This is a genomic window from Pseudomonas asiatica (assembly GCF_009932335.1).
Classification (GTDB): Bacteria; Pseudomonadota; Gammaproteobacteria; order Pseudomonadales; family Pseudomonadaceae; genus Aquipseudomonas; species Aquipseudomonas asiatica.
In genome coordinates, this window is record NZ_BLJF01000001.1 from 561,963 (window position 1) to 581,637 (window position 19,675).

Sequence of the window (19,675 nt, forward strand, 5' to 3'; positions counted from 1 at the left end):
TCAGACCCCTTGCGGAATCTCTTCTCCACCCAGCGCCTCGAACAGCACCGGCAGGAATTCGGCAAAGGTCATCATCATCAACTGGAAGCTGGCATCGAACTGTTGCGCAGCCTCATCGCCACCATCCTGTTCGGCCTGCTCCTGCAGCAGCTCTTCGAACTTCAGGCGCTTGATCACCATCTTGTCATCCAGAATGAACGACAGCTTGTCCTGCCAGGCCAGGGCCAGCTGGGTGACCACCTTGCCAGTGCTCAGGTGCAGCTGAATTTCCTCGCCGGTCAGGTCCTGGCGCTTGCAGCGCACGATGCCGCCGTCTTCGGCAGTGTCGCGCAGTTCGCACTCGTCCAGCACATAGAAGCCTTCGGCAGCTTCCTGCGACTTGACCCACTCGGTCATGGTGGCAACCGGGGCGATTTTCACGGTGGCCGGGCGCACCGGCAGCGAGCCCATCACTTCACGCAAGGTCGACAGCAGGTCTTCGGCACGCTTGGCGCTGGCCGAGTTGACCAGGATCACGCCCAGGCGCGGGGCGATGGCGGCGAAGATCATCGAGCGGCGGATGAACGCGCGCGGCAGGAAGGCCTGGATTATCTCGTCCTTGATCTGGTCGCGTTCCTTTTTATAGACCTTGCGCATCTGCTCGGTCTCGATCTCTTCGACCTTTTCCTTCACCGCGTCGTTGACCACGCTGCTGGGCAGGATGCGTTCCTCCTTGCGCGCGGCAATCAGCAGGTACTCGCCGCTGACATGCACCAGGGGAGCGTCTTCGCCCTTGCCGAATGGCGCGACGAAACCATAGGTGGTCAGCTCCTGGCTGGCGCAGGGGCGGGCCGGCTTGCTGGCCAGGGCCGCTTCCAGCGCTTCAGGCTCGAACGGGACTTCCTGGGTCAGACGGTAGGTCAGCAGGTTCTTGAACCACATGAGGGGCAATCTCTTCTTAATGCATAAGGCGGGCATTATTCTCCGAGCGGTGCTCTCAGGCCAACCCTGTCGGAGTGCCAGTAGCTGTAGCTGAATGTAAAGATGCACGTGGCAACGCTAGGTCTTTGAAAGGCCTGAGGTTTTTTTTGAAAAAAGTTAAAAAAGTGCTTGCCAGGGTACGGGGTCGTCCGTAGAATGCGCGCCACACCGAGACGAAGGGTGATTAGCTCAGCCGGGAGAGCATCTGCCTTACAAGCAGAGGGTCGGCGGTTCGATCCCGTCATCACCCACCACTCGATGTTTAGCGCAGCGGTAGTTCAGTCGGTTAGAATACCGGCCTGTCACGCCGGGGGTCGCGGGTTCGAGTCCCGTCCGCTGCGCCATATTTCACTTCCAGGGCCTACTGAACACCCTGAAGTAACAGAGAAAGCGACCTCAGGGTCGCTTTTTTTGTGCCTGCGATTTGGTGTTTTCGCGAAATCTGCAAAAAGTTTGATAAGTGCTTGCCAGAGCGCCAAGTCGCCCGTAGAATGCGCGCCACACCGAGAGACATGGGTGATTAGCTCAGCCGGGAGAGCATCTGCCTTACAAGCAGAGGGTCGGCGGTTCGATCCCGTCATCACCCACCACTCGATGTTTAGCGCAGCGGTAGTTCAGTCGGTTAGAATACCGGCCTGTCACGCCGGGGGTCGCGGGTTCGAGTCCCGTCCGCTGCGCCATATTCCACTTCCAGGGCCTACTGAACACCCGGAAGTAACAGAGAAAGCGACCTTAGGGTCGCTTTTTTTGTTTCTGCATTGAGCAAAAAACTATCTTGTATTGCCTGTCAGGGCCTCATCGCCGGCAAGCCAGCTCCCACCTCGACCGCATTGATCTCAAGCCATACGCTATCCCTGTGGGAGCTGGCTTGCCGGCGAATGGGCTGCAAAGCAGCCCCGGCAATCTCAGCGGCGACGCTCTTCTTCCCGTAAGGTCAGCACCTCGACCCCATCCTCGTTCACCGCCACGGTATGCTCCCACTGCGCTGACAAGCTGTGGTCGCGGGTAATCACCGTCCAGCCATCCTTCAGCGTGCGCGTCCCGCGTCCGCCCTGGTTGATCATCGGTTCGATGGTAAACACCATCCCCGGCTTCAACTTCAGGCCCATCCCGCGCTGGCCAATGTGCAGCACCTCGGGCCCTTCATGCATCTGCTGGCCAATGCCATGCCCGCAATACTCACGTACGACGCTGTAGCCCGCCGCTTCGGCATGGGTCTGGATGGCATGGCCGATATCACCCAGCGTAGCCCCGGGGCGTACCTGTTCGATGCCTTTCCATAGCGCGTCATAGGTGGTGTCGACCAGGCGCTGCGCCTCATCGCTGATCGGCCCGATGCTGTACATCTTCGACGAGTCGGCGATATAGCCGCCTTGTTCCAGGGTGATGTCGACGTTGATGATCGAGCCTTCTTTCAGCACTTCATCGACCTTGGGCATGCCATGGCACACCACATGGTCCACCGAGGTGTTGAGCGCATAGGGGAAACCATACTGGCCCTTGCTCGCCGGGCGGGCCTTGAGCGTGCCGACGATGAACGCCTCGGCGCGGTCGTTGATCTGCATGGTGGTTACGCCGGGGCGGATGAAGCTGTCGAGGTCGGCGAACACCTGGGCCAGCAGCTGGCCGGCGCGGCGCATCAGGTCGAGTTGGGCGGGGGTCTTGATAATCACCTGGGACATGGGGGGAGGGCAGTGGCTCATGCTGGAATGTGCCCCAGCATAGCGCCATGGGGTGCGGGGTTGCCATCGCATGGTGCACAGCCTGTACCGGCCTCTTCGCGGGCACGCCCGCTCCCACAGGTGCAGCACCGCCCTCAGGCCTTGCGATATCCCTGTGGGAGCGGGCATGCCCGCGAAAGGGGCGGCACAGCTGGCCCATAAATTGCTGTTTCACCTCCATCCAGGGCTATCAACGTCGACAGCCCACAAAACTTCACGACAAAGGCGCCGTGTTGCCCCGCTTGCCCAGCAAGCAGGGGCAGCCGGCGCCTTTTTGCGTTCCCTACAGGAGCCCGCCCATGGCCAACAGCGAAGTGCGCAGCGTCTGCCCCTACTGCGGCGTCGGTTGCGGCATCGTCATGAGCGTCGCCGATGGCAAGGTCGGCAAGATCAGCGGCGACAAGCAGCACCCCAGCAACTTCGGCCGCCTGTGCACCAAAGGCCTCACCGCACACCTGCCGCTGACCGCCGCCGGGCGCATGGAGGATGCCTATGTGCGCCAGCAGCGCAGCCAGCAGCCAGCGCGTACCGGTATCGACCAGGCCATCGCCGCCGCCGCTGCGCGCCTGCGCGGCATCATCGACCAGCACGGCCCCGACGCCGTGGCGCTGTACGTGTCCGGGCAGATGTCGCTGGAGGCGCAGTACCTGGCCAACAAGCTGGCCAAGGGCTTTATCCGCACCCGCCACATCGAGTCCAACTCGCGCCTGTGCATGGCCAGTGCCGGCAGCGGCTACAAGCTGTCGCTCGGTGCCGATGGCCCGCCCGGCAGCTACCAGGACTTCGAGCACGCCGACGTATTCCTGGTGATCGGCGCCAACATGGCCGATTGTCACCCGATCCTGTTCCTGCGCCTGCTCGATCGGGTCAAGGCGGGGGCCAAGCTGATCGTCGTCGATCCGCGGCGCAGCGCCACCGCCGACAAGGCCGACCTGTTCCTGCAGGTGCGTCCCGGCAGCGACATGGCCTTGCTCAACGGCCTGCTGCACCTGCTGCTGCGTAACGGCCACACCGACCCCGACTTCATCGCCCGCCACACCGAAGGCTGGGACGAACTGCCGGCCTTTCTCGATGACTACACCCCTGACCGGGTGGCAGCCGTCACGGGGCTGGCCGAGGCCGACATCATCAAGGCCGCCGAATGGATCGGCAGCGCCAGCAACTGGATGAGCTGCTGGACCATGGGCCTGAACCAGAGCATCCACGGCACCTGGCACACCAATGCGATCTGCAACCTGCACCTGGCCACGGGCGCGATCTGCCGCCCGGGCAGCGGTCCGTTCTCGCTGACCGGCCAACCCAATGCCATGGGCGGCCGCGAGATGGGCTACATGGGCCCCGGCCTGCCAGGTCAGCGTTCGGCGCTGCTAGCGCAAGACCGAGCCTTCGTCGAGCAGCAGTGGCAACTGGCCCCGGGCAGCCTGCGCAACGAAGGCGGCGAGGGCACGGTGGCGCTGTTCGAGCAGATGAAAAGCGGCGCGGTAAAGGCCTGCTGGGTCATCTGCAGCAACCCGGTGGCCAGTGTCGCCAACCGCCAGCAGGTGATCGACGGCCTGCGCCAGGCCGAACTGGTAATTACCCAGGATGCCTTCCTCGACACCGAGACCAACCGCTACGCCGACATCCTGCTACCGGCTGCACTTTGGGCCGAAGGCGAGGGCGTGATGATCAACAGCGAGCGTAACCTCACCCTAATGCCACGTGCCGTCGAACCGCCCGGGCAGAGCCTGCCAGACTGGCAGATCATCGCCCGGGTCGCCTGCGCCATGGGCTATGCCGACGCCTTTGACTACCCCGATGCCGAGGCGGTGTACGAGGAGATCCGCCGCTTTCACAACCCAACCACCGGCTACGACCTGCGGGGCATCGGCTATGCCGAACTGCGCGAGCAGCCGCACCAGTGGCCCTGCGCCCCGGGCCGCGACAACCCGCGCAGCCCGCTGCGCTATCGCAACGACGGCAGCAGCCAGACGCTGTTGCGCGATGCCCAGGGCGAGTGCCCGGTGTTGGCCTTCCCGACCGCCAGCGGCAAGGCCCGCTTCTTCGCCCGGCCCTGGTTGCCGGCGGCGGAGCTGCCGGATGCCGATTACCCCATGGTGCTGAATACCGGCCGCGTGCAGCACCAGTGGCACACCCTGACCAAGACCGGCAAGGTAGCGGCGCTGAACAAGCTGGAGCCCGGCCCCTTCGTGGAAATCCACCGCGACGATGCTGCCCGGCTGGGCATTGCCGAAAAGGACCAGGTGGCCATTCGCTCGCGCCGCGGGCAGGCCGTGCTGCCCGCGCGAATCAGCGACCGGGTCATGCCTGGCAACTGCTTTGCCCCGTTCCACTGGAACGACCTGATCGGCGAGCAACTGGCGATCAATGCCGTGACCTGCGATGCGGTCGACCCGCTGTCGCTACAGCCGGCGTTCAAGCATTGTGCCGTGACCCTGGAGCGGGTTGCCGGTGAGCGCATCGAAGCCCTTGATCTGAACACTGCCAATCCGGAGCCTGCCCGCATGCCGACCGCCACCCTGTCCCGTCTGCTTGGCCTGGACACCCTGCCAGCTCCGGTGCTGGCCGAGGAAGAGCGCCATTACCTGCAAGGCTTTCTGCTGGGCCTGGACCAGGCTCGCGCCGAGGGCGTGCCCTGTCTGCCGGCCAGTGCGCCGCTGGCCGCCAACCGCCGGTTGTTCGTCGATGGCTTGCTGGCCGGGCTGTTCGCCCAGCCGGCGGTGCTGCCCGATGCGGCGTTGATGGCACCACGGCACCAGGTGCTGTGGGCTTCGCAAACCGGCAACGGCGAGCTGTTGGCCGAACGCTGTGCCGAGCGCCTGCGCGGTGCCGGCCTCGACGTGCAGCTCAGCTGCATGGAAGCGGTCAGCCCGCGCCAGCTGCAGGGCGCCGCCAGCGTGGTGCTGATCGCCAGCACCTTTGGCGATGGTGACGCGCCCGACAGCGCAGCGGCATTCTGGCAAGCCTTGCAGGGCGAGGAGGGCGCCCACTGCGCCGAACTGCCTTTTGCCGTGCTGGCCCTGGGCGACTCCAGTTACGACCAGTTCTGCGGCTTTGGCCGCAAACTCGACCAACGCCTGGCCGAGCTGGGCGGGCGGCGCCTGCTGCAGCGGGTGGACTGCGAGCCGGACTTCGACGACGCCTTCGCCGCCTGGCTGGATGCGCTGCTGCCCACGCTAAGCAGCGCTGCTGCACCGCAACCGGTCACCGAGCCTGCGCCCGTGGCGGCCTATGGCAAGCAGCAACCCTGGGCTGCCACCTTGCTGGAAAACCGCCTGCTGAACGGCCCGGGTGCTACCAAGGAAACCCGTCAACTGGTGTTCGACCTCAGCGGCAGCGGCTTCACCTATGCCGCCGGTGATGCCCTGGGCGTGTGGCCGCGTAACTGTCCCGCCCTGGTCGACGAGCTGCTGGCGCTGATACAGCTCGATGGCCAGACCATGGTCGAACTGAAAGGCCAGCCCGCCATGCCGCTGACCGAAGCCCTGCAAGCGCACCTGGAAATCGCCAAGGTCACCACGCAGCAGCTGCAGGCCTTCGCCGGCAATGCCCCGGACCTGCATCGCCTGCTGCAGCCCGAGTGCAAGGCCGAGCTGCAGGACTGGTTGTGGGGGCGGCAACTGGTCGATGTGCTGCGCGCCTTCCCCCAGCAACTGCCGCTGGCCAGCTGGCTGGAGCTGCTCAAGCCCTTGCAGCCGCGCCTGTACTCGATCAGCTCCAGCCCGCTGGCGCACCCGCAGCAGGTGCACCTGACCGTGTCCACGGTGCGCTATGGCGCGCGCAAAGGGGTGTGTTCAAGCTTCCTTGCCGACCGTGCGCAGGCGCTGAAGGTTGCCATCTTCCCGCAGGTGTCGAAGCACTTTCGCCTGCCCGAGGACGACAGCGTGCCGGTGATCATGGTCGGCCCCGGCACCGGCATTGCGCCGTTCAGGGCCTTTCTCGAAGAACGAGAGGCACGTGGGGCGAAAGGGGCTAACTGGCTGTTCTTTGGCGAGCAGTACGCGGCCACCGATTTCTATTACCAGGAGCAGCTACAGGCCTGGCAGGCTGCAGGGCACTTGCGCCTGGACACAGCGTTCTCGCGCGACCAGGCCGAGAAGGTCTACGTGCAGCAGCGCATGCTCGAGCACGGCGCGCAGTTGTGGCAGTGGCTGGAGGCGGGCGCGTACTTCTATGTGTGTGGCGATGCGCAGCGCATGGCCAAGGATGTGGATGCGGCGTTGCGGGTCATCGTCGCCGAGCATGGCAGCATGGATGCAGCGGCGGCTGCGGCTTATGTCGAAGCGCTGGGCAGGGCCAAGCGGTATCGGCGGGATGTGTATTGATGTGCTCCAAGATGGGGAGTGATGCACTTGGAATGTGCATTTGCTGTACTTGCCTCTTCGCGGGCACGCCCGCTCCTACAGGTACTGCACAGGTCTGAATAAACGTGGAGAACCCTGTAGGAGCGGGCGTGCCCGCGAAGAGGCCGGTACAGGAAACAGGGTTGGCACACTCCCTGCTTTATCCCAGTTACAACAAAGCCCACTGATCAACGGCGATCAACCCGGGCCCCCTACCGTGATGAATACAGGCAAAGGCGCCTGGAGCTTCGGCTCCAGGCGCTTTTTTTTTTGATCGAGGATCGGCTTATGAAGGCAACAGCGAGCAGCGGGCAACGAGAGCGACTGGTCATCGTCGGCAACGGCATGGTCGGCCACCATTGCGTCGAACAACTGGTCAGCCGCGGCGGCTTGCAGCGCTTCGAAGTGCATGTGTTCGGCGAAGAGCGCCAGCGTGCCTACGACCGCGTGCACCTGTCCGAGTACTTCGGCGGCAGCTGTGCCGAAACCCTGGCCCTGTGCGGGCAGGACTTCTACGGCGCCAACGGTGTGCACCTGCACCTCGGTGAAGGGGTGCTGGAAATCGACCGTGAGCACGCCGAAGTGGTTACCGCCGAGGGCCGCTACGGCTACGACCAGTTGGTGCTGGCCACGGGTTCCTATCCCTTCGTGCCACCGATCGAAGGTTCCAGCGGCAATGCCCGCCTGGTCTACCGCACCCTCGACGACCTCGACGCCATCCGCGCTGCCGCAGCCAGTGCCCGACGTGGCGTGGTAGTGGGCGGTGGCCTGCTTGGCCTGGAAGCAGCCAACGCCCTCAAGTCGCTGGGCCTGGAAGCCCACGTGGTGGAGTTCGCCCCACGGCTGATGCCGGTGCAGCTGGACGGCGAGGGCGGTGCCGCGCTCAAGGCACAGATCGAAGCGCTGGGTGTTGGCGTGCATCTGTCGCGGGCCACCCAGTCGATCAGTGCGGGTGAAGACTACCGCTACCGCATGAACTTCGATGGCGGCGAGCACCTGGAAACCGACCTGATCGTGTTCTCCGCAGGTATCCGCCCGCAGGATGCCCTGGGCCGTGCCTGTGGCCTGGACATCGCCGCGCGTGGCGGCGTGGTGATCGACAACCATTGCCGCAGCAGCGACCCACGCATCTTCGCCATCGGCGAGTGCGCCTCGTGGAACGGCAGCGTGTTCGGCCTGGTCGCCCCTGGCTACAGCATGGCGCGCAACCTGGCGGCTTTGCTGATGGGTGAGGCCGCTGGCGAATTCACCGGTGCCGACATGTCGACCAAGCTCAAGTTGCTGGGCGTGGATGTCGGCTCCATCGGCGATGCCCATGGCGCCACCCCGGGCGCACGCAGCTACCGCTTCATCGACGAAGCCAACAGCGCCTACCGCCGGCTGGTGGTGGATGCCAGCGGCAAGCACGTGCTCGGTGCGGTGCTGGTGGGCGACAACAGCTACTACGACACCCTTCTGCAATACGCCCAGAACGGCATCGCCCTGCCAGCCGACCCCGCGGCACTGATCCTGCCGCAAGGCGGCGGCGCACCGGCCCTGGGCGCCGATGCGCTGCCCGATAGCGCGACCATCTGCTCGTGCCACAACGTCAGCAAGGGCGCGGTCTGCGCCGCCATAGACAGCGGCTGCGGCGACCTTGCCGCAGTCAAGGGCTGCACCAAGGCCGCCACCGGTTGTGGTGGTTGCGCGGCACTGCTCAAGCAGGTGTTCGAGCACGAGCTGACCGCCCGTGGCGTGGCGGTGGACAAGAGCCTGTGCGAGCACTTCGCCTACACCCGTCAGGAGCTGTACGGGCTGGTGCGGGTAGAGGGTATCCGCACCTTCAACGAACTGCTCGAACGCCACGGCAAGGGCCATGTCGGCTGCGATATCTGCAAGCCGGCGGTGGGCAGCATCCTTGCCTCGTGCTGGAACCAGCCGATCATGGACCCGGCGCTGGTGCCGCTGCAGGACACCAACGACACCTTCATGGCCAACATGCAGAAGAATGGCACCTACTCGGTGGTGCCGCGCATCCCCGGTGGTGAAATCACCCCCGACAAGCTCATCGTGATCGGCCAGGTGGCGAAAAAGTACGACCTGTACACCAAGATCACCGGCGGCCAGCGCATCGACCTGTTCGGCGCCCAGTTGCACGAGCTGCCGCTGATCTGGGGCGAGCTGATCGAGGCCGGCTTCGAAACCGGCCACGCCTACGGCAAGTCGACCCGCACGGTAAAGTCGTGCGTCGGCAGCACCTGGTGCCGTTATGGCGTGCAGGATAGCGTCGGCATGGCCCTGCGCCTGGAAGACCGCTACAAAGGCCTGCGCAGCCCGCACAAGCTCAAGTTCGCGGTGTCCGGCTGCACCCGCGAATGCGCCGAAGCACAGAGCAAGGACATCGGCGTGATCGCTACCGACAAGGGCTGGAACCTGTACGTATGCGGCAACGGCGGCATGCGCCCGCGGCACGCCGAACTGTTCGCCACCGACCTCGACGACGAAACCCTGGTGCGCCTGATCGACCGCGTGCTGATGTTCTACATCCGCACCGCTGACAAACTGCAGCGCACCTCGGTGTGGCGCGAGAACCTGGAAGGTGGGCTGGACTACCTGAAGCAGGTGATCATCGACGACAGCCTGGGCCTGGCCAGCGAGCTGGAGGCGCAGATGCAGCATGTGGTCGACCAGTATGAATGCGAATGGGCCAACGCCCTCAACGACCCCGAGAAGCTCAAGCGCTTCCGTACTTTCGTCAACGACCGCCGCGCCGACCCGGACGTGCACTTCGTGCGCGAACGCGAACAGCGCCGGCCTGCTGCGCCACTGCACCTGATCCCAACCGTCGAGGAGGCTGTCTGATGAACTTGTCCAATGCTGCTGTGAAAACCCACGAGAACTGGCAGGCGGTGTGCCAGGCGGATGACCTGGTGGCTGATTCCGGGGTGGTGGTTTGGCTCGACGGGGCCCAGGTGGCGCTGTTCTACCTGCCGGGGCAGGTGCAGCCGCTGTACGCGGTGGACAACCGCGACCCGAGGTCCGGCGCCAACATCATCGGTCGCGGCCTGGTGGGCAGTGTGCAGGGCGAGCTGGTGGTGGCGGCGCCGTTGTACAAGCAGCACTTCAGCCTGGAGAGCGGGGAGTGCCTGGAGGATAGCGGGCAGCGCCTGCGGGTGTGGCCGGTGCGGTTGAACGGGGAGGCGGTGGAGTTGGCTGTGGCCTGATAGTCATCTGCCGCCTGCACCGGCCTCTTCGCGGGCACGCCCGCTCCTACAGGTACTGCACTGGTCTGGAGAACTGTGGAGATCCCTGTGGGAGCGGGTTCACCCGCGAAAGGGCCGGTACAGGCTATCTGCATGCGGTAAGCTTGAGCCCATGAACCTCGACACCCGCATCAAGTACCGCCACCTGCTGTGCTTCCTGGAGATTGCCCGGCAGGGCAGCCTGGCCAGGGCTGCCGACATCCTGGCAATCAGCCAGCCAGCCATCTCCAAGACCCTTAAGGAACTCGAAGACCTGCTGGAAACGCGCCTGTTCGCGCGCAGCCGCCAGGGCGTCGAGCTGACCCCGGCCGGCACGCGTTTCATGCGCTACGCCGGGCCCAGCGTGCAGGCCCTGCGCGATGGCGTCAGCAGCCTGCGTGGCGAGGCGCGGGCGCCGTCGCAGGTGCGCATCGGTGTGCTGTCCACGGTCGAAGGCCTGCTCATGCCCGAAGTGCTGTGCCGCCTGCACCAGCGGCATGAGGCGCTGGTGATCAGTGTGGTCACCGGGGTCAGCGCGCAGCTGCTCGGCCAGTTGCGCCTCGGCGAACTGGAACTGGTGGTCGGGCGCATGACCGACAGCCCGCAGATTCAGGGCCTGTCGTTCGAGCACCTGTACAGCGAGTCGATGAGCCTGGTGGTGCGGCCAGGCCACCCGCTGCTGGCCAGCAAGCCATTAGAGCGCGGGGAGGTTGGACATTACCCGCTGGTGCTGCCGCCAGCCGGCACCACCATCCGCCAGCATGCCGACAGCCTGTTCGTGCAATGTGGCATCCAGATGCCCGCCCAGCGCCTGGAAACCCTGTCGCTGGCGCTGAGCCGGCGCTACCTGTTGGGCAGCGATGCAGTGTGGGTGGCGCCGCGCGATGCGGTGCTGCTCGACCTGCGCCGGGGCGAGCTGGTCGAGCTCGACCTGGGTGTGCGCGAGCCGGGCGGCTCGGTCGGCATCTGTCGCAATGCTGCCTTGCCGCAGAGCCTGCCCGGTCAGTGGGTATGCGAGGTGTTGCGTGAGATGGCGGAGCAGTATCGGCAGGGGAGTTATCCCTGAGGGCGTTCACCAAGACCGGCTTGGTAGGAAATAGCTGCTATCACAGCGTTGGCACCTTTCTGGTTGTCTCGGAATATTCGTCCGGCGACCAACAACCGTTGGCTATCGGGCACGAATGCAACAGAGGCCTCGATAGTCGGGCGGAAACCATCCATGTAGGGGGTTACACCCAGCTCTCCAAAGCCATCCGGAAAGACGAATCGGGTGTCCAGGTTACCTTCAAGGGCGTAGCACACCGCTCGGTTGTGGCTGTAGAAACTACCGTATCCCATGAGACGACCGTTGACCTCGTGCATGTAATGCCAGCCACCCGGCGTGTCGAACCGTACAGGTTTGCCGCCGTTGAATTCTGCCAGCGGCTTGCCATCGGCACTCAGGCGCAGAAGCTCGGGGTACATTGTTACGTAATCATCGCTATGGCCACCGGGCAGGGTGATTACCATCGCCGGCTCATGGATGGACAGACCGTAGTGATACGTCCCGTCCTGGGCTTTGAAGACGCCTTGATCTGCGAACCCGGTGTCGAGTACCCCGACATCGTTGAAGCTGGCCAGCAGGGAAAAGTCGTGTTCAGAATCGACCGCGACTATGGTTACAAGGACGTTTTGGCCAAATGCGGCCAGTGCGAATCCGGCTCCCGTGGAAAGCGGATACTTCAACGCTGCGTCGAGATCGACAAAGCCGTCGCTACCAAAACCACGTTTCAACTCCCCCTTATCATCGAGCGCGATGAGGAAAGGCCTGCCGTCCTTCGTGGCAATCAACTTGTATCCGTGCGCATGCGAGGTCAACTGCAAGATAGCGCCAGCACCGAGCATCAACTCTTCGCTGTCAATGTAGCCCTTGCTCGCAAAACCCTGATCCAGGCTACCATCAGCATCGAATCGCCACAGGCGCATGGTGAAGCTATTACCGGTGGACAGCCTGCCAAGGCAAAGAAGCTTTTTGTTGTCTGGATCCTCGACCAATTGCGTTGGCGTGAAAGTCTGGTTGGAGAGGTAGTCGTTGAAGCTGGCGAAGGGGGACTCGGCTATTCCTTTTTCGTCCAGCTGCCGGATAAAGCTGCCATTGTAGTCGTCAGCCGCCCGGTATCTATATGTGGCAGCATAGTAAAGCCGCGAATTGATATGGCTCGCGCAAATGTCGGCGCAAACCGAACCGTGCAGGGGGTCATGGCTCTCTACGTGGCTGTAGCCGCCTTCTCCGTAACTCACATCCACAGGCGCCGGCTGCAATGCATCGGTGATACGTGCTGCTGAAGGTGGCATTGGCATTGGCATTGGCATTCTGGTTTTGAGTTCACTGTTCATGTCCATCGAACCTCACTGGTTTTGACGTATGGGCATATCTCGCCCGGGGTTCGATTAGGCTCCGTGCAGTGGAGAGGCACCACTGGCAGAAATGACAGGTACTTCAAGCGGCTCGTGCACGTAACGGAGGAAAAAACCTGCTTTCAGGTCAATACTGGCCAGTGGCTGCACATCCTTTGATGAATAAGCGTTTAACTACTGAACTTCCTTACCAAAACCCGCTCCTATGCCGGTAGCCATTGGTCATGGCCGCCTGCTAAGCTCGCGGCTTTACCCTGATTGCCCTTTTGGCGCATGAACAAGGAAATAGCATGAAACAGCATCGTTTGGCGGCTGCGGTTGCCCTGGTAGGCCTGGTACTGGCTGGCTGTGATCAACAGACCAGCAGCCCCGAGCTGAAGACTCCGGCACAGAAAGCCTCCTACGGTATCGGCCTGAACATGGGCAAGAGCCTGGCTCAGGAAGGCATGGAAGACCTTGATTCGAAAGCAGTAGCCCTCGGCATCGAAGACGCCGTTGGCAAGAAGGAACAGCGCATCAAGGACGAAGAGCTGGTAGAAGCCTTCACTGCGCTGCAGAAGCGTGCCGAAGAGCGCCTGGCCAAGGCCAGCGAAGAAGCCGCCTCCGCCGGCAAGAAATTCCTCGAGGAAAACGCCAAGAAGCCAGGCGTGGTCACCACTGCCTCGGGCCTGCAGTACGAAGTGGTCAAGAAGGCCGATGGCCCGCAGCCCAAGGCGACTGATGTGGTCACCGTCCACTACGAAGGCAAGCTGATCGATGGCAAGGTGTTCGACAGCTCCGTCGAGCGCGGCAGCCCGATCGACCTGCCGGTCAGCGGCGTGATCCCGGGTTGGGTCGAAGGCCTGCAGCTGATGCACGTCGGCGAGAAGTACAAGCTGTTCATCCCGGCTGAACTGGCTTACGGCGCACAAAGCCCAAGCCCGCTGATTCCGGCCAACTCGGTTCTGGTGTTCGACCTGGAACTGATCGCCATCAAGGATCCGGCCCAGTTGCAGGGCGCCGAGCCGGAAGCGGAAGCTCCTGCTGAAGCCCCGGCCGAAGCGCCTGCCAAGTAACACTGGCTGGCTCACGCAAAACGCCCCGTCCTGACGGGGCGTTTTCGTTTGTGCCGGGTAGTTGGACGAACCTGCAACTGCTGATACTGTCCGAGGAAATGCAGCGTGAAGAAGCAGTATGCTTCTGACGCAAATCGTTTGCGGCGTACGCACCCACGGTGTGAAACGACTGTGTAAAAAACGCCCGATCTGACCGAGGCCCTTGCCTGGCAGGCACCTGGGGTCAGAAACATCGCCCTGTTCACAAGGTTATCCACAATAAATGTGGATAACCTTTTCCTCTGGAGGCTCCATGAGCGCACCCTGGAATTTTGCCCGTTTCCTGCCGTTGGCCGAGCGCCTGCTCAGCCGCGGCCGGTTGCCCGCCTTGCTGTTCGCGGTAGCTCGCAAAGGTCCGCGCATCGGCCAGCTGCGTGAAGACGTGAAGCTGCTGCAGTCGCTGTGCCTGGCCTGGTGGCGCGGCGAGTACCGTGCCATCAGCCCCAAGGCGCTGGTCACCATCGTCGCCGGGCTGCTGTATTTCGTCAGCCCCATCGACGCCATCCCCGACTGGCTGCTGGGCGTGGGTTTCCTTGATGACATCGCGGTGCTGGGCTGGGTACTGAAGACCGTGGCTGACGAACTGGCGCGCTTCAAGGCCTGGCGCGACAGCCAGGCGCCCGAACGGCTGCGCGTGGTCGAGCGGCTGCCGGCCACCCCCGAAGCGCTGCGGTTGGAACGCAACACGCAGTGAAACTGGCCGCAACCGCAGCGCAACTGCACAGACCCCAGAGTTGGTAATATAATTGGCATAAGGGTTATGCCTACGGATTACATGCTGTAATCCTTTTTAAAGGGGTTTGTAATGGGTATTCAGGTCATCAGCCGGGACGGTCAACCCGAGTACGCCGTCGTTCCCTGGGAACAGTACCAGGCACTGCTCAAGGCCGCTGGGCAGGCACCAGCCGAGGTAGTTGCCAGTGAAGCGCAGGGCGATGTAGCCAGTGCGCCATTGCCGGCCTTCAGCGAAGTGGCACAGATTCGCCAGGCAAAGGGCATTGCCCCTGAGCAGTTGGCGCGCAATGTCGGGGTAAGCCCGGCATACCTGGCCATGATCGAATCAGGTGAACGCCAGCCGGATGCTGCTATCCGCCGTGCTCTGGCCTGGCATCTGGGGGTGGCTGGCTGGAGCGAACCATCATGAGCCAGGTCAGGATCAGCCGTCAGCACTGGGATAACCTGCTGGGCGAGCTTGACCTGGCCCGTCGTCAACGTCACTTGCTGACCTATCGAGCGCTGATCGAGCGCTTGCAGTTGCCCAGCCCGGCCATGCAGACGCTGACGGCCGCGCTGGAGTATCTGGCGGTGCTGGATGCCCGCGCCGAGCAGCCATTGCGCAGCTCTCTGGTGATCAGTCAGGGTGCCAGCCGTTTGCCGCGTACCGGATTTTTTGAGTGCGTTGAACGGTTGGGCCGATTTTCCGGGCCGGTCGACGGCATGGAAGCAGCCTCATGGCATGCCTCCGAGGTGGTCAGGGTGTTCGAGTACAGCTATCCCGAAACGGCCTGATTCGTTGCCTGTCCCGGCCTCTTCGCGGGTAAACCCGCTCCTACAAGGTACTGCACAAGGTTCAAGATGTGTGGTGAGCCTGTGGGAGCCGGCTTGCCGGCGATAGGGCCGGAACAGGCAGTGCATCCCTGTGAATCAATCCGCAAGCCCTGCCATCGGCATCCACCACCTCCAATACCTCCAGGTGCCGGTGTCGGCCAAACAACTCCAGCAACTGCCCAATCGTGGCATTGAGCCGCACCGTCGGCTGTTCGGCCTGCGGAACGTTCATCAGCGCCGGTAGCGGCCGGCTTTCGCGCACCCCCAGCTCCTGCGGCCGCCCCAGCAGATAGCCCTGCACCAGGTCCACCCCCATCTCCACCAGCACCGCCAGCTCCTCCGCCATCTCGATGCCTTCGGCAATTACCTGCGCCTTCGACGCTCGGGCAATCTGCAATATCGAACCGACAAATTCACGCTTGAGCGGGTCGCGGTGGATGCCGTCGATGAAGTGGCGATCGATTTTCACATATTCGGGGCGCAGCTCCGACCACAGGCGCAGGCTCGAATAACCCGCTCCCAGATCGTCGATGGCAATCGAGAAGCCCATGTCCCGGTAGTGGTGCAGGGCGTTGGACAGCAGCTGGAAGTCGTCGGTCGGGGTGTGTTCGGTCAGCTCGATTACCACCCGGCTAGGCGGCAGGCCGACCTGTCCGAGCAGTTTCAGGGTCTGCCCGGACGGGTAGTGCGGCTCGAGCAGCGATTCTGGCGAGATGTTGAGAAACAGTTTGCCCTGCAACTGCTGTTCGCTGAAACGCCGGCAGGCGCTTTCCCGGCAGGCAGCCTCCAGTTCGGTCAGGCGGCCAGCCTGGCGGGCGATGGTAAACAGGTTCAGCGGTGCGTGCAGCGGGCTGTTGGACGGCCCGCGGCTCAACGCCTCATGGCCGAAAACCCGTTGCTCGCTCAGGCACATGATCGGCTGGAACAGACTGTGGATGCTGCGTTGAGCCAGGATGGCACTCAAGGCACTGAGCTGTTCGGCGACGGTCATGGCGTATTCCTGAAAATGAAAGGGCCGGGCGATTCCACGCCCGGCCCCTCTATTTCACGACAGCGCGATGACTGTTTGATGACAGGTAAAGCTAATTTGCCATCATTGCCACAGTCTTACTTCTTGGCCACCTTGGTGCTTGCACTCAGGTAGTCGATAAGGATGCGGCCGGTTTCCGACAGGTAGGCATCGTCTTCCGGCTTGGTGTTTTCATCCTCGGTCGGCAGCGCGTCCTCGTCCTCTTTCTTCAGCTCCTTCAGCGGCTCTTCACCCTTGGCCTTGCGGCGGATGTTCTCCAGTGCCAGCTGCTTGGCCTCGATTGCATCGTGGCGTGCACGACGGTCCTGCTCGTTGAGGCTGACGGTCTTTTCGTTCATCAGCTTCTGGGTCAGGGCCAGGCGGTCGCGGATGTAGGTGAACTCTGCATCCTTGTCGCTGCGCGCTTCATGCTGTGCCTTGAGTTGGGCCAGGAACGGCTTGAACGGGTCGGCCGCCGGCTTGACCACCGGGCGAATGGTGTCCCACGGCATGGCCTCGGGCAGGGCGCTCTCGCCGATCTCTTTGGTATCGATGATCGACGGGTAGTCGATGTCCGGCAGCACGCCCTGATGCTGGGTGCTCTGCCCGGAAACCCGGTAGAACTTGGCCAGGGTAAGCTTCAGCTCGCCATGGTTGAGTGGCTGGATGGTCTGCACGGTGCCTTTGCCGAAGGTCTGGCCGCCGATGATCAGCGCACGGTGGTAGTCCTGCATGGCACCGGCGAAGATCTCCGAAGCCGAGGCCGACAGGCGGTTGACCAGTAGTGCCAATGGGCCCTTGTAGAAGGCGCCGGGGTTTTCGTCTTCCAGCACGTCGACACGGCCGTCGCTGTTGCGCACCAGCACGGTCGGGCCTTTCTCGATGAACAGGCTGGTCAGCTCGGTGGCTTCCTGCAGCGAGCCGCCGCCGTTGTTGCGCAGGTCGATGACCACGCCGTCGACTTTTTCTTTCTGCAGCTCGGTCAGCAGCTTCTTCACGTCACGCGTGGTGCTCTTGTACTCCGGGTCACCGGCGCGATAGGCCTTGAAGTCGAGGTAGAAGGCCGGGATCTCGATGATGCCCAGCTTGTAGTCACGCCCGTCCTGCTTGAGCTTGAGCACCGACTTCTTCGCTGCCTGCTCCTCGAGCTTTACCGCCTCGCGGGTGATCGACACGATCTTGCTGGTCTGGTCGCTAGGCGCGTTACTGGCGGGGATGATCTCCAGGCGCACCACCGAGCCTTTCGGGCCGCGGATCAGCTTGACCACTTCGTCCAGGCGCCAGCCGACCACGTCGACCATCTCCTTGTTGCCTTGGGCCACACCGATGATCTTGTCGGCCGGTGCCACCTGCTTGGTCTTGGCCGCCGGGCCTGCCGGCACCAGGCGCACGATCTTGACCTGGTCGTTGTCGCTTTGCAGCACTGCGCCGATGCCTTCCAGCGACAGGCTCATGTTGATGTCGAAGTTTTCTGCGTTGTCCGGCGACAGGTAGTTGGTGTGCGGGTCGTAGGACTGGGCGAAAGTATTGATGTAGGCCTGGAAGATGTCCTCGGCACGGGTCTGGTCCAGGCGCGACAGTTGGTTCTTGTAGCGCTTGGTCAGGGTTTCCTGGATCTGCTTGGGTTCCTTGCCGGCGATCTTCTGGCGTAGCACTTCGTCCTTGACGCGTTTGCGCCACAAATCGTCGAGCTCGGCCTGGTCCTTCATCCACGGGGCGTCCTTGCGGTCGATCAGCAAGGTTTCCTTGGCGTTGAAGTCGATCTTGTCCACGCCCTTGTTCAGCTCGGCCAGGGCGAAGTCCAGACGTTGCTTGACGCGGTCCAGATAGCGTTTGTAGATGGTGAAGCCCGGGTCCAGATTGCCGCTCTTGAGGAAATCGTCGAATTGCGTTTTCCATTTGTCGAATTCGGCGATGTCGGCAGCGGTGAAGTAGCTGCGCGCCGGGTCCAGCAGCTTGATGTAGCTGTCATAGATGATGACCGAACGGGCGTCGTCCAGCGGCGGCTTGCTGTAGTGGTGGCGCTTGAGCAATTCCACCACGTTGAGGCTGGCGACGATCTCGTCGCGGTCCGGCTGCAGGCTGTCCCATTTGTTGGCGGCCGCCGCATTGCCGCCGAGCGTGAGGCTGCCCAGGCCGATCATCAGCGCCAGGGCGGTGCTTGGGAGGAAATGCTTCATGCTGATTCGACGTGGAGACAATTGATCACGCATAGTAGGCCGTCTTTTCTGTTCACCGGTTGCAAAAAACCGGATGCATACTGCAAAAAGCCTGGGGACTTGGCGTTCCCAGGCTCGGTCATATGATTCAACTATGGAGGCACTGTGAAGGCATTGCAAGGCGTTGACGGACATGTGGCTTGGGTCGAGGCCGAGCGCCCGGCCTGCGACGCGGGTCAAGTGCGCATTCGCGTGGCTGCTGCGGGGCTGAACCGCGCCGATCTGCTGCAGATGAAAGGTTTGTACCCACCACCGCCAGGCGCCAGCCCGTACATGGGCCTGGAGTGCGCCGGGGTGATCGAGGAAGTGGGGGCCGGTGCCGACTGGCGGGTGGGTGACCGGGTGTGTGCGCTGCTGGCCAGCGGCGCCATGGCCGAGGAAGTGGTGGTGGATGCCCGCCACGTGCTACCGGTGCCCGAAGGCCTGAGCCTGCACGAAGCGGCGGCGTTGCCGGAGGTATATGCCACTGCTTGGCTGAACATCTTCCAGCTGGGTGGCGTGAAAGCTGGCGAGAAGGTGCTGGTGCACGCTGGCGCCAGTGGCGTTGGCTCGGCCGCCATCCAGCTGTGCAAGGCGTTCGGCAGCCCGGTATGGGTCAGCGTCGGTTCCCAGGACCGCCTGGCCTACTGCGAGGCGCTGGGCGCCGCCGGTGGTGTGGTACGTAACGAAAACCTGGAAGCACTGGAAGGTTTCGGCCCGTTCGACGTGATTCTCGACCCGGTGGGCGCCAGCTACGGCGAGCTCAACCTCAAGTTGCTGGCGCGTGACGGGCGCTGGGTGATCATCGGCCTGATGGGCGGGCGCAAGTTCGAGCTGGACCTGGCACAGGTACTGGGCAAGCGCCTGGAGATTACCGGTTCCACGCTGCGTAACCGCGATGACGGCTTCAAGGCCGAACTGCTGCGCGAGTTGCAGCAGCAGGTGTGGCCGCTGTTTGCCGAAGGGCGCCTGTCGCCGCAGTTGGTGGACACCTACCCGGTGGAGTTTGCCCAGGCGGCGTATGCCGAGCTTGAGACCAACCAGGTGTCGGGCAAGCTGGTGATGGTGATTGACCCAGGCCTGGCTTGAGATTGCCGGGGCTGCTTTGCAGCCCATCGCGACACAAGGCCGCTCCTACAAGGGAAAGCGATTTCCTGTAGGAGCGGCCTTGTGTCGCGAAAGGG

Annotated in this window: 14 protein-coding genes and 4 tRNA genes; 13 read left to right on the plus strand and 5 right to left on the minus strand. The window is 63.2% G+C overall.

All coding sequences use genetic code 11. The annotated features are described in order from the left end of the window. Nucleotides 1-921, minus strand: a complete 921-nt coding sequence (gene rdgC / locus GYA95_RS02570; protein ID WP_013971401.1) for a recombination-associated protein RdgC — start codon at nucleotides 919-921, stop codon at nucleotides 1-3. A gap of 217 nt (nucleotides 922-1,138) precedes the next feature. Between rdgC and GYA95_RS02575 the strand changes: the two genes are divergently transcribed. The 4 genes from GYA95_RS02575 (at nucleotide 1,139) to GYA95_RS02590 (ending at nucleotide 1,640) form a co-directional block, all read left to right on the plus strand. Beyond that, nucleotides 1,139-1,214 (plus strand) — tRNA-Val (locus tag GYA95_RS02575). A 13-nt stretch (nucleotides 1,215-1,227) separates the two neighbouring features. After that, a tRNA-Asp gene (locus GYA95_RS02580) sits at nucleotides 1,228-1,304 on the plus strand. Between the two features lie 170 nt (nucleotides 1,305-1,474). Beyond that, nucleotides 1,475-1,550: transfer RNA gene (locus GYA95_RS02585), tRNA-Val, on the plus strand. 13 nt (nucleotides 1,551-1,563) lie between these two features. After that, nucleotides 1,564-1,640: transfer RNA gene (locus GYA95_RS02590), tRNA-Asp, on the plus strand. Nucleotides 1,641-1,865: 225 nt separating this feature from the next. Here GYA95_RS02590 and map read toward each other — a convergent pair. Beyond that, on the minus strand, nucleotides 1,866-2,714 hold the full coding sequence (gene map, locus GYA95_RS02595) for a type I methionyl aminopeptidase (protein ID WP_080604847.1): 849 nt from the start codon (nucleotides 2,712-2,714) through the stop codon (nucleotides 1,866-1,868). Nucleotides 2,715-2,980: 266 nt separating this feature from the next. On the opposite strand from map, the gene GYA95_RS02600 reads away from it, so the two are divergent. The 4 genes from GYA95_RS02600 (at nucleotide 2,981) to pcaQ (ending at nucleotide 11,311) form a co-directional block, all read left to right on the plus strand. After that, on the plus strand, nucleotides 2,981-7,006 hold the full coding sequence (locus tag GYA95_RS02600; RefSeq protein WP_161551233.1) for a bifunctional nitrate reductase/sulfite reductase flavoprotein subunit alpha: 4,026 nt from the start codon (nucleotides 2,981-2,983) through the stop codon (nucleotides 7,004-7,006). Between the two features lie 306 nt (nucleotides 7,007-7,312). Continuing rightward, the gene (gene nirB, locus GYA95_RS02605; protein ID WP_015269266.1) at nucleotides 7,313-9,865 is read left to right on the plus strand and encodes a nitrite reductase large subunit NirB; all 2,553 of its coding nucleotides are present in this window, start codon (nucleotides 7,313-7,315) and stop codon (nucleotides 9,863-9,865) included. Then, on the plus strand, nucleotides 9,865-10,227 hold the full coding sequence (gene nirD, locus GYA95_RS02610; protein ID WP_015269267.1) for a nitrite reductase small subunit NirD: 363 nt from the start codon (nucleotides 9,865-9,867) through the stop codon (nucleotides 10,225-10,227). Before nirB ends, nirD begins: the two co-directional genes overlap by 1 nt. A 151-nt stretch (nucleotides 10,228-10,378) precedes the next feature. Then, nucleotides 10,379-11,311, plus strand: coding sequence for a pca operon transcription factor PcaQ (gene pcaQ, locus GYA95_RS02615; RefSeq protein WP_015269268.1), 933 nt, complete (start codon nucleotides 10,379-10,381; stop codon nucleotides 11,309-11,311). Here the strand turns inward: pcaQ and GYA95_RS02620 are convergent. Next, a complete protein-coding gene (locus GYA95_RS02620; protein ID WP_137108969.1) occupies nucleotides 11,302-12,621 on the minus strand; it encodes a hypothetical protein in 1,320 nt (439 codons plus the stop codon). The two genes, pcaQ and GYA95_RS02620, sit on opposite strands and share 10 nt — an antisense overlap. 311 nt (nucleotides 12,622-12,932) lie before the next feature. Here GYA95_RS02620 and GYA95_RS02625 point away from each other — a divergent pair, with 311 nt between their 5' ends. From GYA95_RS02625 to GYA95_RS02640, 4 genes are all read left to right on the plus strand, one after another. Then, the gene (locus tag GYA95_RS02625) at nucleotides 12,933-13,697 is read left to right on the plus strand and encodes an FKBP-type peptidyl-prolyl cis-trans isomerase (protein ID WP_003257347.1); all 765 of its coding nucleotides are present in this window, start codon (nucleotides 12,933-12,935) and stop codon (nucleotides 13,695-13,697) included. Between the two features lie 292 nt (nucleotides 13,698-13,989). Continuing rightward, nucleotides 13,990-14,430, plus strand: coding sequence for a YkvA family protein (locus tag GYA95_RS02630; protein ID WP_015269270.1), 441 nt, complete (start codon nucleotides 13,990-13,992; stop codon nucleotides 14,428-14,430). Nucleotides 14,431-14,541: 111 nt separating this feature from the next. Beyond that, entirely contained in the window at nucleotides 14,542-14,880 is a 339-nt protein-coding gene (locus tag GYA95_RS02635) for a helix-turn-helix domain-containing protein (RefSeq protein WP_015269271.1), read from the plus strand. Further along, the gene (locus GYA95_RS02640; RefSeq protein ID WP_013971408.1) at nucleotides 14,877-15,245 is read left to right on the plus strand and encodes a hypothetical protein; all 369 of its coding nucleotides are present in this window, start codon (nucleotides 14,877-14,879) and stop codon (nucleotides 15,243-15,245) included. Before GYA95_RS02635 ends, GYA95_RS02640 begins: the two co-directional genes overlap by 4 nt. Nucleotides 15,246-15,306: 61 nt before the next feature. Here the strand turns inward: GYA95_RS02640 and GYA95_RS02645 are convergent, their stop codons facing one another. Next, a complete protein-coding gene (locus GYA95_RS02645) occupies nucleotides 15,307-16,275 on the minus strand; it encodes an EAL domain-containing protein (protein ID WP_015269272.1) in 969 nt (322 codons plus the stop codon). Nucleotides 16,276-16,391: 116 nt separating this feature from the next. After that, nucleotides 16,392-18,473 (minus strand): carboxy terminal-processing peptidase, encoded by a 2,082-nt coding sequence (locus tag GYA95_RS02650; protein WP_013971410.1) that lies wholly within the window; start codon nucleotides 18,471-18,473, stop codon nucleotides 16,392-16,394. Nucleotides 18,474-18,617: 144 nt separating this feature from the next. Here GYA95_RS02650 and GYA95_RS02655 point away from each other — a divergent pair, with 144 nt between their 5' ends. Then, nucleotides 18,618-19,580 (plus strand): NAD(P)H-quinone oxidoreductase, encoded by a 963-nt coding sequence (locus GYA95_RS02655; protein WP_054573874.1) that lies wholly within the window; start codon nucleotides 18,618-18,620, stop codon nucleotides 19,578-19,580. The last annotated feature ends 95 nt before the right edge of the window (nucleotides 19,581-19,675 follow it).

Excerpts from the sequence above, each read along its gene's own strand:
- GYA95_RS02645 (WP_015269272.1), bottom strand. The coding sequence starts at position 16,275 with ATGACCGTCGCCGAACAGCTCAGTGCCTTGAGTGCCATCCTGGCTCAA.
- GYA95_RS02625 (WP_003257347.1), top strand. The coding sequence starts at position 12,933 with ATGAAACAGCATCGTTTGGCGGCTGCGGTTGCCCTGGTAGGCCTGGTA.
- nirB (WP_015269266.1), top strand. The coding sequence starts at position 7,313 with ATGAAGGCAACAGCGAGCAGCGGGCAACGAGAGCGACTGGTCATCGTC.
- GYA95_RS02650 (WP_013971410.1), bottom strand. The coding sequence starts at position 18,473 with ATGAAGCATTTCCTCCCAAGCACCGCCCTGGCGCTGATGATCGGCCTG.
- GYA95_RS02600 (WP_161551233.1), top strand. The coding sequence starts at position 2,981 with ATGGCCAACAGCGAAGTGCGCAGCGTCTGCCCCTACTGCGGCGTCGGT.
- GYA95_RS02620 (WP_137108969.1), bottom strand. The coding sequence starts at position 12,621 with ATGAACAGTGAACTCAAAACCAGAATGCCAATGCCAATGCCAATGCCA.
- map (WP_080604847.1), bottom strand. The coding sequence starts at position 2,714 with ATGCGATGGCAACCCCGCACCCCATGGCGCTATGCTGGGGCACATTCC.
- GYA95_RS02635 (WP_015269271.1), top strand. The coding sequence starts at position 14,542 with ATGGGTATTCAGGTCATCAGCCGGGACGGTCAACCCGAGTACGCCGTC.
- nirD (WP_015269267.1), top strand. The coding sequence starts at position 9,865 with ATGAACTTGTCCAATGCTGCTGTGAAAACCCACGAGAACTGGCAGGCG.
- rdgC (WP_013971401.1), bottom strand. The coding sequence starts at position 921 with ATGTGGTTCAAGAACCTGCTGACCTACCGTCTGACCCAGGAAGTCCCG.
- GYA95_RS02630 (WP_015269270.1), top strand. The coding sequence starts at position 13,990 with ATGAGCGCACCCTGGAATTTTGCCCGTTTCCTGCCGTTGGCCGAGCGC.
- pcaQ (WP_015269268.1), top strand. The coding sequence starts at position 10,379 with ATGAACCTCGACACCCGCATCAAGTACCGCCACCTGCTGTGCTTCCTG.
- GYA95_RS02640 (WP_013971408.1), top strand. The coding sequence starts at position 14,877 with ATGAGCCAGGTCAGGATCAGCCGTCAGCACTGGGATAACCTGCTGGGC.